The sequence below is a fragment of the Actinomadura sp. KC216 genome, from assembly GCF_004348535.1.
Lineage (GTDB): Bacteria > Actinomycetota > Actinomycetes > Streptosporangiales > Streptosporangiaceae > Spirillospora.
Genome location: NZ_SMJX01000271.1, coordinates 1 through 11,160 on the forward strand (window position 1 = coordinate 1; position 11,160 = coordinate 11,160).

At 68.9% G+C, this 11,160-nt stretch carries 10 protein-coding genes; 5 read left to right on the forward strand and 5 right to left on the reverse strand.

From position 1 onward, the window contains the following. Positions 1-834 precede the first annotated feature (834 nt). Together E1264_RS32820 and E1264_RS32825 are read left to right on the forward strand one after the other, a co-directional pair. A complete protein-coding gene (locus tag E1264_RS32820) occupies positions 835-1,473 on the forward strand; it encodes an RNA polymerase sigma factor (RefSeq protein WP_207936535.1) in 639 nt (212 codons plus the stop codon). Between the two features lie 19 nt (positions 1,474-1,492). After that, positions 1,493-1,990, forward strand: a complete 498-nt coding sequence (locus E1264_RS32825; RefSeq protein WP_132179714.1) for a hypothetical protein — start codon at positions 1,493-1,495, stop codon at positions 1,988-1,990. A 44-nt stretch (positions 1,991-2,034) separates the two neighbouring features. On the opposite strand, the gene E1264_RS32830 is transcribed toward E1264_RS32825, so the two are convergent. Further along, positions 2,035-2,481, reverse strand: coding sequence for a hypothetical protein (locus E1264_RS32830; RefSeq protein ID WP_132179716.1), 447 nt, complete (start codon positions 2,479-2,481; stop codon positions 2,035-2,037). A 464-nt stretch (positions 2,482-2,945) separates the two neighbouring features. Here E1264_RS32830 and E1264_RS32835 point away from each other — a divergent pair, with 464 nt between their 5' ends. Both E1264_RS32835 and E1264_RS32840 read left to right on the forward strand, forming a co-directional pair. Next, complete coding sequence (locus E1264_RS32835; protein ID WP_132179718.1) at positions 2,946-3,488, forward strand: SigE family RNA polymerase sigma factor; 543 nt, start codon at positions 2,946-2,948, stop codon at positions 3,486-3,488. Between the two features lie 820 nt (positions 3,489-4,308). Beyond that, positions 4,309-4,857: a dihydrofolate reductase family protein gene (locus E1264_RS32840; RefSeq protein ID WP_132179720.1), complete on the forward strand. Its 549-nt coding sequence runs from the start codon at positions 4,309-4,311 to the stop codon at positions 4,855-4,857. Between the two features lie 157 nt (positions 4,858-5,014). On the opposite strand, the gene E1264_RS32845 is transcribed toward E1264_RS32840, so the two are convergent. Then, entirely contained in the window at positions 5,015-5,446 is a 432-nt protein-coding gene (locus E1264_RS32845; protein ID WP_243711308.1) for a hypothetical protein, read from the reverse strand. A gap of 394 nt (positions 5,447-5,840) precedes the next feature. On the opposite strand from E1264_RS32845, the gene E1264_RS32850 reads away from it, so the two are divergent. Next, the gene (locus E1264_RS32850) at positions 5,841-7,496 is read left to right on the forward strand and encodes an amidase family protein (protein ID WP_132179724.1); all 1,656 of its coding nucleotides are present in this window, start codon (positions 5,841-5,843) and stop codon (positions 7,494-7,496) included. Positions 7,497-7,657: 161 nt separating this feature from the next. Here E1264_RS32850 and E1264_RS32855 read toward each other — a convergent pair whose 3' ends face one another. The 3 genes from E1264_RS32855 to E1264_RS32865 all read right to left on the reverse strand — a co-directional run. Next, positions 7,658-8,182: an NUDIX domain-containing protein gene (locus E1264_RS32855; protein ID WP_132179726.1), complete on the reverse strand. Its 525-nt coding sequence runs from the start codon at positions 8,180-8,182 to the stop codon at positions 7,658-7,660. Positions 8,183-8,435: 253 nt separating this feature from the next. After that, positions 8,436-9,554, reverse strand: coding sequence for an ABC transporter ATP-binding protein (locus E1264_RS32860; protein ID WP_132179728.1), 1,119 nt, complete (start codon positions 9,552-9,554; stop codon positions 8,436-8,438). 18 nt (positions 9,555-9,572) lie between these two features. Next, a partial coding sequence (locus E1264_RS32865; protein WP_132179730.1) for an iron ABC transporter permease occupies positions 9,573-11,160 on the reverse strand: 1,588 nt, incomplete at its 5' end.

Consider the following 11,160-nt stretch of genomic DNA (forward strand, 5'->3'; position numbering starts at 1 on the left):
CCCCGCCACCCCCCTGACCCGGATTTCCTGGTCACCACCGGAGGCGCGGACCACCTCCCAGTTACGCAGCAGTCCAATGTCTGGCGGGCCTGCGGCCGCCGCATCATCCTCGTTGAGGCCCGCCGCACGCGCACCTCGATGCTGAATGCACCCGCGGCATGCCCAATATCGAACGTCGGCTGTGGCCGCTACACCATCCTCAACAAGGCCTCTGCGCACACGCCGACCGGTGAACGCACCCCAGGAGTGCCCAGTACGGGACGTCAGCTGCCGCGCCCGCACCATCTCGACGAGGCCCCTACGCGTACGTCGATGCTGAACGCACCCGTGGCATGCCCAACATTGGACGTCAGCTGCGGCGCCCGCACCGCCCTCGTTGAGGCCCTCCGCGCCCACGCCAACCGGTGAACGCACCCGTGGCGCGCCCAATCGGACGTCGCTGCGGCCGCCGCACCGTCCTCCTTGAGGCCCTCCCCACACACCCCAACCAGTGAACGCACCCGTGGCATGCCCAACTCGGACATCAGCTACGGCGCCCACACCGTCCTCGTTGAGGCCCTCTGCGCACACGCCAACCGGTGAACGCACCCCGGGCGTGCCCAGTACGGGACGTCAGCTGCGGCACCCGCACCGTCCTCGTTGAGGCTCTGTGCGCGCACGTCGGCGGTGAGCGCACCCGTGGCGTGTCGAGTGGGTCACTCACTCGGTGAGGCCTTGGTGGGCTCTGGTTCGCTTCTTGGGCGTCGGTGACTCCGTCGCGCAGTGGCTCGATCCGGACATGTGTCCTTGTTGCCGGCGGGCGGAACCCTGTTGTGTGAGTGGACATAGGAGGGTGTGAGCATCTCCGTCAACAAGCCCGGTCTCGGGAACGCGCATGGTCGGTCGCCGGCCGACGCGGCGTTGTGGTCTGCTGCAGCCGACGGTGACGCTGACGCGTTCGGCGCGCTGTTCAAGCGGCATGCGGACGCGGTCTACAACCACTGTTTCCGCCGTACCGCCGACTGGGCCGTGGCCGAGGATCTCACCTCACTGGTGTTCCTGCAGGCGTGGCGCCGCCGTCGCGCGGTCCGTATGACGGGCGAGTCGGTCCTGCCCTGGCTGTTGGCGGTCGCCAACAACCTGTTACGCAACGCCCACCGGACAAGCCGTCGGCAGCAGCGGCTCCTGGCCCGGTTGCGACCCGACGCCGAGCCCACCACCGGGCCCGACATGGGGGATGAACTGGCGGCCCGGCTGGACGACGAACGCGCCATGCGGCAGATCCTTGACGGGTTTGAGCAGCTGTCGGCGTCCGACCAGGAGGTGCTGTCGCTGGTGGTGTGGTCGGGGTTGTCCTACGCCGACGCCGCCGGCGTGTTGGAGGTGCCGGTCGGCACTGTGAAGTCCAGGGTCGCGCGGGCCAGGACGCGGCTGCGTCAGGTGCTCGGCGACGACACCGCTGATCCGGTCAGGAGAAGTAACCGCGATGAATGACTTGATGGACGACCCCCGTATGCCTGAGCCCCGACCCATGCCGCTGGACCGGCGTACGGCCCGCGCCGAGCTGCTGACCAGAGCGGTCGCCCGCCGCCGGCGGTCGTGGCCGCGGCGGCTGGCGGTCGCGATGCCGCTCGCTGGTGCTGTCGCGCTCGGGTCCACCGGCGCGCTCGCGTTCTTCGCTCATGACGAGCCCGCGGCGCAACGGCACACCATTCGCTGCTACAGCACCAGCGAGTGGAACAACAAGGGCTTCTACAGCGAGGTCGCTCAGGCCGGCCCCGTCGGGACCGATGCCGGGCCCGTCGAGATCGGCAATGTGCTCGACGCTTGTGCAACCTTGTTCCGGCAAGGGTTCCTACGCGAGGGCGATCCTCGCTTGCATTCCGACACGGATGGTGAGCCCACCCGGCCGGTACCGCGGTTGGCGGCGTGCGTGCTGCCGTCCGGGCAGGTCGCGGTGTTCCCGTCCACTACCTGCCAGGAGCAGATGCTGCCCGCCCTGGCGGGGTGACCCTGCCTTGCGGGGGTGACCCTGCCTGGCGGGGTGACCCGGCCTCAGCCCCATTGGATGGAGGACGTCCTGTCGTTCATGGCATTGCCGATATAGGACGTCGAGTTCCAGAAGCCGGTACTGGCACCCCTGAAGTTCGAATGCTCCCAATGCTTGCCCTGGCAGCGGGCGTAGGTACGGAATGAGGAGATCCTGTCGTTCCACCACCCGCTGACGTTGCCGACCTGCCACTCCACGCCGCCCGAGTCGTTGCAGCCGGACGACGTCTCCCAAGTCAGTGAGGAACCTCCGGCATCTCTGTGCTCGAAGGAGATTTCGATGACGGTCGCGGCGGCCCCCGCGGCCGACCGACCCTTCACCTGGGCAACCGCGTTGATGCGGTCGTTGAAGGTCTTGCTGGCGACAGCGGTTGCGGCGTCCCGGGGAGCGTTGGTTATCTTCCCGTTGGTGGCGTCGGTAACGGCTTGAGTGAATGTGTCGTAGCAGGTCATGCTTCCACCTGCGGCCAGATGGACTACGCAGTTCTTACCCGGGGACGAGACGTTGCTGGTGGCCGGTGAAGAAGGGGACGGCGCCGCATTGGCCGCCATGGGCGAAACGACCACACTGAGAGCAGCCGCGCCGGTGGCGGCGGCCGCTAAGAGAGAAGAACGCATCGGTTGATCAACCTCCGGAACATCGAATCGACCAGATTGCTCGGTACCTTGACCCGGGTTTCGCCAACGCCGGAGCGGCTTGGCCCCGGGAGACGACCACAGAAGCGTTAACATTGCTCCTTCCTGCCTCGCTTCTGGCGGCGAACCAAGATCAGGGTTTTCCACGATGGCCGTACAGGCTGCGCTGTCAGTAGATTTCGAACTACCTGTCAACACAGGTGTCGGTCGGCCTCACCGTCTAACACGCGCCACACAACGCTGTGCGTTGCATCGGTGGCTCAAGTTTCTTGAGGTGACCTGTGGAACCGAACCCCGACGATGGTTTCTCTCAGTACGTCAAAGACGTCCGGTCTGACCTGCGACGCAGGGCGTTCCTCCTGTGTGGCGACTGGTTCGAGGCCGACGACCTGACCCAGAAGACCTTGGTCAAGGTGTTCCTCCAATGGCCGCATTTGGACAACCGGGGAACACTGACCGGTTTCACACGCACGGTCATGATCCGCATCTACATCAGTGACCGCCGGGCCGCCCGATGGTCGCGGGAGATTCTCGTTGCTCACCATCCCGAGCCCGAGGCGGTCGAAAGGGACCACTTCGACGATCGGCTGCTGCTGCTGTCGGCATTGGACCGGCTCGGCCACCGGCAGCGCGCGGTCATCGTGCTGCGCTATTGGGAACACCTCACCGTGCGTGAGACCGCGGATGCCCTAGGCTGTTCTCCAGGGACAGTACGCAGCCAAGCCTCCCGGGCCTTATCCACACTCCGCACCGTGTTACAACGTGATCCATTACCCGAGGATCCTGGCGATCAGGATCCGCCGCAGAAGCGACACAAACCATGAGTGAGACCCCGCTCGATCCATCCTCCAGGCATCCAAACGAGGACACCGCGAGAACGCTGGAGCAACTTCTCGAGCAGTTCCGCGCGTCCCCGGCCCCACCGCCATCGAAAAGCGACGACGAAATCGTCGCAGAAATCCGTAACGGCTCCCAGCGCCTCGACGACCAGCCAGGCTGAGCGTAACCAGCACGCCTCCGGCGGCCAACTGTGCCCCGATAACTGACTGACTGACCTGGTGTTGGGGACGAGCTTTAATCAAGCTCTCCAAGGCGGAGAGCCCCTGCCGCACAACTGTCCACCTTGGAATAGGCCCTCCCATCACTCCCCGGCCGACACCGGCTGGTGACGACCGAGACCCTGGAAAGGGTTCACGGCGCCGGAAAACGAAAACAAGGCGCGGCGGCCGTAGCCGCGGCCACCGCTGACCGCATGCCAACCGCAACCGCCCACCGGCTTGCCGCGAGCCTGGCAGCGCGCGCCGCACCGGCCACTCGGCCCCTACCTGCCGACCTGAACGCGGTTTCTCCGGCACCGGGTCCAATTCTTGTTCGCCGAGAATCGCCCGACTACAGGGAGGGCGGGCTTCTGCCAGCGAGGGAGGTGGCCTGCGCCGGTCGTCCAGTCGGGCGTCGTATGGGTCCGTGCGGGAACAAGGACGTCCGGGGCGGCCGTCCGACTCCAAAGGCGTGCCGGACGATCTTGTCGCGGGGCGGGGGGTAAGCCCTCCGGCGAACCGTAAACAATCCGTAAACCGGCACGGCCATCCTTAGGGAGGCCGGGCAAGCCGGTCGCTTCCAGATCGCATCGACACGGGAGGAACCATGCGAAAGCTCATCGAGTCGACGTTCGTGACACTAGACGGGGTGATCTCTTCACCGGAGAAGTGGGGCCCGCCCTACTGGGACGAGGAGCACTCGGGATACGGCGACGAACTCTTCTCCTCGTCCGACGCCCTCCTGCTCGGACGTGTGACGTACGAGGCGTTCGCGCAGGTCTGGCCGCAGATGGAGAAGTCCGAGGGCGACTACGCCTCCCGGATGAACGCCCTCCCCAAGCACGTCGCCTCCACAACCCTCAAGCCGGACCAGGCCACATGGAACGCCACGGTCATCGAGGGTGACGCCGCCACCGAGGTCGCCAGGCTGAAGGCGCAGCCGGGCAAGAACATCCTGAAGTACGGGACCGGCGAACTCGACCGCACGCTCCTGGAGCACAAGCTGGTGGACGAGTACCACTTCTGGATCTTCCCCGTCGTCGCGGGCAGCGGAGAGCGCCTCTTCGACGGGTTCGACACCACCCACCTGCGGCTGGTGAGGTCCACACCGTTCGCCTCGGGCATCGTCGTCCACGTCTACGAACCGAAGCAGTAGTTCCCCGCGCGCGCTCTCGCAGGACGGCGAGGACGTCTCTGGGACGTCCTCTACGTCCCAGAGACGTCCCAACGGAACGTCCACCAGCCCTTGGGCGGCCACCGCCGCAGTGATCGTGCGGGAATCAGACGACCGAGTCGATCGCGACGGCGGGTGGTCAGCGGCGGTGGCGGCGCTGGTAGGACAGGGTGAGCGCGGCCAATAGTGGAGCCCAGGCCACCAACGGCAGGTACAGCAGTCCCACGACGGTGTGCCCGAGATCGGTCATGTCCTCATGCGGCGTGGCCCACCACAGCAGCAAGGGCGTCCACGCCACGGACAAGACCGCGACCCCCAGCCAGGCGGGCACGATCACCGCGTGCAGGGGAACGGACTTGCCGCCAACGAACGGAAGCCAGCGCGGCACCACCTGTCCCCAGCGTTGCACCAGACCGAGAGTGAGGAGCGCGGCGACCTCGGTCAGCACGCTGAGAGCGATCAGATAGACCGGCCCCCACACCGTGGGGCCGACGAGCTCGCGTAGTCCCTGGTCGGTGTAGCCCAGCGGGAACCCCAGCGCCAGCCCGATCCGCCACAGGCTCGACGGCAAGGCGACCAAGGCGGCCAGATGAGCGGCCCGCCGCGCCCAGCGAGGCACCGGAACGATCGCGGGGGCAAGGGGCAGCGGGTCCAGACCGGACAGTGACGGACGCAGCAGCGATCATGGTGATCATCCTGGTCGCGGGGCGGCATCGTCACCTCCCGCCACAGGGGCATGTGACTCCGCCGCGAGGGGGAACGGCACCGTGCGGCGCACAGGTCGGCGCCGAAGTCAAACGACGCTGGGCTTCCGGAGTGGTGTGTGCCCTCCCGGTAGGTGGCCGCTGCGGCACCCCCGAGTCATAATCAAGGCGGCACAGTCAGCGGCTGTTCACGCCGGCAGGGCCGAACCCACATCTCCCGTGCCGTACGTCGAGGCGCCAATCGGTGACGAGGAGGCCGATATGGCAAGACGAGGACGGAAACTACGCACCCGAACGGCGGCCCTAGTGGCCGGTATCGGCGTCCTGACGGCGCCTGTCGTCACAGTCGGCGCGGCAGCAGGTAACAGCGCCGCGCTTGGCGACACGGGCAACCGGGCGGCACCGGCCGACATCGCCGAGTGGGTGGTGGAAATGGACGCCACCGAGTTACGCGGACTGCTGGCGAGCGGCCGGGTCACCTCGGTCCAACTGGTCAAGGCATACCAGGCACGCATCGATGCCTACGAGCAGGCGTATGCCGATCAGCCGGGTGTCAACGCGGTCATTCGCCGGGATCCCACGGCGATCGCCGATGCCGCCCGGCTCGACGCCGAGCGCCGGCAGGGACGCGTCCGCGGCCCGCTGCACGGCATCCCGCTCCTGATCAAGGACAACTACGACACCGAAGACCTGCCCACGTCCAACGGCTCGCTGGCGCTGAGGCACTGGCGCACGCCCGACGACGCCGAGCAGGTCAGGCGGCTGCGCGCGGCGGGGGCGATCATCCTCGCCAAGACCAACCTGCACGAGTTCGCCTCCGGCGTCGAGACCATCAGCTCGCTCGGTGGACAGACCCGCAACCCCTACGACCAGACCCGCAACCCGGGCGGCTCCAGCGGCGGCACGGGTGCCGGTGTCGCGGCCGGTTTCGGCGCGGCCGGGCTGGGCTCGGACACCTGCGGCTCCATCCGCAGCCCGGCGGCGCACAACAGCCTGGTCGGGTTGCGGCCGAGCCAGGGCCTGTCCAGCCGCGACGGCATCGCGCCGCTCTCCGACACCCAGGACACCGGCGGCCCCATGGCCAAGTCGGTCGGCGACATCGCGCTGATCCTGGACGCCACCGCCGGATACGACCCGGACGACCCGTCCACCAAGGCGTCCATCGGGCGGATCCCCCGCACCTACACCACCGCCCTGGACGACACCGCTCTGGTCAACGCCCGCATCGGCGTGTTCACCGACTACCTGAGCACGTCGGGGCCCGCGCAGGCGACGACGGCGCTTGTCCGGGCGGCCACCGAGGACATGGCCTCGCAGGGCGCGACGATCGTCGATGTGCCGGCCCAACCAGCGCTGATGTCGGCGGTGGACGCCTCGTGGGTGTTCGTCGACGAGATGGAGCGCGACCTCAATCGCTACCTGGCGGCGCCGGGCTCACGATTCCCCCGCTCGCTGGCACGGCTGGAGCCGCCGTCCGACATCGTGACGCTGGCCGACATCGTCACCTCCGGCCAGGTCACGCCAACCGTCCTGGAGCGGCTCAAGGAACGGCTGGGCACCTCGACCGGGCCGCAGGACGCCTACCGCCAGAAGCTGGTCCGGCGCGCGCAGGCGCAACAGCTGCTCCACAACCTGATGAAGCAGCATGACCTGGACGCACTGGTCTACCCGGCGGTCTCGCGGCAGGCCGCGCCGATCGGGCAGCCTCAGGAGGGCCTCCGGGTCTGCGCCCTCGCCGCCAACACGGGGTTCCCCGCCCTGACGATCCCCGCCGGCTTCACATCCGACGGCATGCCGGTGGGAGTCGAGCTACTGGGACGGCCGTTCAGCGAGCCGAAACTACTCGGGCTCGGCTTCGACTACCAGCAGGCGACACAGCACCGCCGACCACCCGCAAGCACCCCACCCCTGAACTGACCAAGCACCACCCTGAAAGCAACCGGCAAGAAACTGACACGACACCCACAGAAGGGCGTGCGGGGAGACCCGAACGCTGAGGTCTCCCCCATACGCCACAACGCCCAGAGTGGAGGTGGAGCCGCATCGGCTGTACCGTCCGGTGCTGAAGGTTCAACGGCTCAGGCTTCGGACGCGGCCAGGAGGAGCGCGGCCATGCTCGTGCCGCTGACGATCTTCCCAGCCCCGACCAGCCCGCGAATGTCGGTGAGCGGCACCCACTCGATCCGCTCGGCCTCCCAGTCCTCGGCTGGTAGGCCGATGTGGGTGGCGCCGTCCGCCCAGTAGATGTAGTGGCGGCTGTCGCTGATGCCCGGGGTGGGATGGACGATGGTGAGCGGACGCATCGGACCGGGCCTCCACCCGGTCTCCTCCTCCACCTCGCGCGCGGCGGCCGCCTCGGGAGGCTCCCCGGGCTGGACGCCGCCGATCGGAATCTCGTAGCCCCACGCGTCGGTGATGAAGCGGTGCCGCCACTCCAGCAGGACCCGCCGCTGAGCGTCGACCACGACAGCGCCGGCGCCCGCGTCCGACCGGATGACACGGTGGTCCAGGTGCCGGCCGCCGGTGATCTCGACGTCGGCGAGGCGGATGTCGAGCCAGGGGTCGGTGTAGAGCGGCTTCTCGGAATGGACCTTCCAGCGCACTAGGCGAGCTCCCTTGTCCGGTAGGCGCGGATCGTCCGTCACGCTACTGGGGCGCGGCCTAGCTGAGGCTCGGCACGCTCCCGGAACGCGTGCCGCCCGGTCGCCGCTGCGTGTTCGCCGTCCCCGGTCGCCGCTGCGTGCTCGCCGTCCCCGGTCGCCGCTGCGTACTCGACGCCCTCCGGTCGCCGCTGCGTGCCCCGCGTCCCCCCGGTCCCCTTGGAGCTGCGTCGCGCATCGTGCTGCGGAACCCGGGCTATTCGGTTGGTTGGGCGGTGGCTTGTGGGGGGATGGCGATCAGGCGGTCGGAGGGGAGGCGGAGCCGGACGTTGTCGGCTCCGAGGCTGTCGGGGGCGACCCGGGATCGGACGCTCAGCAGGCCGAGCGAGGTCTCCACCTGGTGGAGGAACAGTCCGCCGAGGTAGTGGTGGGCGACGGCGCGGCCTTCCACGAGGTTGGTCTTGGAGCCGTCGGGTGCGGAGTCGTCGGGGTGGATGACGATGTCGTCCGGCCGGATGCCGAGTGTCAGTTCCGTGCCGACCGCGTGGTCGCCGTGCTCGACCCGCAGTGCCGCGCCGGCGGCCGTGACCTCGATGTCCGTCCGGGTGCGGGCGGTGACCGCGCAGGGGCGGATGAGGTTCATGCGGTCGAGGAAGGTGGCGACGAACTCCGAGTCCGGGGCGGAGTAGAGCTGGTCCGGCGTTCCCTCCTGGACGATCCTGCCGCCGTCCATCACCCCGACCCGGCTCGCGAGCATCATCGCCTCCTCCTGGTCGTGCGTGACCAGCAGGCAGGTGATGCCGGTGCGGGCGGCGAGGTCCTTCAGCTCCATCCGCAGGTCCATGCGCAGGCGGGCGTCGAGGTTGGACAGCGGCTCGTCCATGAGCAGCACCTTCGGGCGCAGTGCGAGCGCGCGGGCCAGCGCGACGCGCTGCTGCTGGCCGCCGGAGAGCTGGGTGACCTTCCGGTCCGCCTGCTCGGTCAGCCGGAAGAGCTCCAGCATCTCCCCGACCCGCTCGGCCACCTGGCCTTTCGGCAGGCGCCGTACCCCGCGGCGCAGCGGGAAGGCGATGTTCTGCCGGATCGTCATGTGCGGCCAGAGCGCGTACGACTGGAACACCATCGCCTGCGGACGCTCCTCCGGGCCGATCCAGGCGCCGGGGCCGAAGACCTGGTCGCCGTCGATCCACACGTTGCCGGCGTCAGGGCGCTCCAGCCCGGCCACGATGCGCAGGGTCGTCGTCTTGCCGCAGCCCGACGCCCCGAGCAGGACGTAGAACTCCCCGCTGCCGACCGACAGGGACACCCCGCGCAGTGCGGGGACGCGTGTGCGGCCCTGCTCGAAGGACTTCGAGACGCCGTCGAGCTCGATCATGATTGGACTCCCGGTGCTTCAGAGGGACTGGCGGCGGGCCGCTCGGTAGAACGCGGCCAGCAGCACCGCGATGAGGCCGAGCTGCATGACCCCGAGGGCGGCGGACAACCCGGTCTCGCCGGCGGAGCTGTAGCCGAAGATCCGCGTCGACATGACGTCCGTCCCGTCGCCGGAGAGGATCACCGTGATGGTCAGCTCCCGGACGGTGAGCAGCGCGATCCAGAACCACGCGTAGACGAGGCCGCCACGGACGGCGGGCAGCACGACCGACATGAACGTCCGGCCCCGGCGGATCCCCGAGGCCGCGGCCGACTCCTCCAGCTCCCTGTGGACCTGGAGCATCGTGCCGTGGAGCGTGCGGTACGCCGTCGCGACGAACCGGGCCGCCACCGCCAGCGCGAGGAACGCGGCCGTGCCGTAGAGCGGCAGCCAGCGGTAGACCGACAACCCCATGTAGAGGAACGAGACCGCCAGGACGATCGACGGGACGGCCAGGGTCATCATGATGAGCGCGTCGAGCCCGCGCCGGCCGGGCACCCGGGTGCGGGTGACCAGCCAGCTCCCGCAGGCGGCGAGTATCACGGCCACGGTGGGCACCGCCGCCACGAGCAGCAGGGTCGTCGGCAGCACCTCGGACAGGTCGTACATGGCGTCGCCGTACGCGCTGAACGACAGGTCGGCGACCGCGTCCGCCGACGGCGGCCGGAGGTAGGGGGTCAGCGAGGCCCACACCAGGGTCAGCACCGGCAGCGCCACGCCGAACAGCGCGTACCCGAAGACGAACCCGTGGCCCGCCCACCGGCCGCCCCGGGTGAGCCGCATCGGCTCGCGGCCGGCGCGCCGGCCGGTGACGGTGGCCATCTGGTCCGCGCGGCGCACCGCCCGGTGGTACCCGATCATGATCAGGCCGATCGCGAGCGCCATGCCGAGCCCCACCGCCGCGGCGTTGCCGTACTCCGGGGAGCCGGTGGCGCCCTGCGAGTACTGGTAGATCAGCGTGGACAGGACCGTGATGCGCGCCGGCATGCCGAGCATGCCGGCGTAGTCGAACACCTCGACGGCCGCGATGAAGAAGAAGATGGACACCCCCGCGATGGCCGGGGCCGCGACCGGGAGAAGGAGCTGCACGGCGGCCCGCCAGCGCGGGACGCCGTGCACCGCGGCGGCCTCCTCCACGTTCACGTCGATCACCCGCAGCGTGGGGACGAGCATGAAGAAGGCGGGCCCGGCGAAGTCCAACCCCTGCAGCACGATGATCCACTTCAGGGTGTAGATGTTCGTCAGCGGGCCGCCGGTCAGGTCGCTCCACCAGGAGTTGATGATCCCGTTGCTGGGGTTGAGCATGAAGATGTACCCGAGCGCGACCAGGAACCCCGGGATCGCCATCTTCATCGCCGCCAGGACCAGGATGACCGACTTGCCGCGCAGGTCCGTCCGGGTGTAGAGCCAGGCGAGCGGGACGGCGACGGCCAGCATCACGGCGACGGTGCCCAGGCCGAGCGCGAGCGTGCGCAGCAGGGTGGCGGGCAGCCCGGCGGAGCCGAGCACCGTCCGGAAGTTGTCCAGCGACAGGCTTCCGCCCCCGAACCCCTCCTGCGGGCCGAAC

Excerpts from the sequence above, each read along its gene's own strand:
- E1264_RS32830 (WP_132179716.1), bottom strand. The coding sequence starts at position 2,481 with ATGACCTGCTACGACACATTCACTCAAGCCGTTACCGACGCCACCAAC.
- E1264_RS32860 (WP_132179728.1), bottom strand. The coding sequence starts at position 9,554 with ATGATCGAGCTCGACGGCGTCTCGAAGTCCTTCGAGCAGGGCCGCACA.
- E1264_RS32840 (WP_132179720.1), top strand. The coding sequence starts at position 4,309 with ATGCGAAAGCTCATCGAGTCGACGTTCGTGACACTAGACGGGGTGATC.
- E1264_RS32825 (WP_132179714.1), top strand. The coding sequence starts at position 1,493 with ATGCCTGAGCCCCGACCCATGCCGCTGGACCGGCGTACGGCCCGCGCC.
- E1264_RS32850 (WP_132179724.1), top strand. The coding sequence starts at position 5,841 with ATGGCAAGACGAGGACGGAAACTACGCACCCGAACGGCGGCCCTAGTG.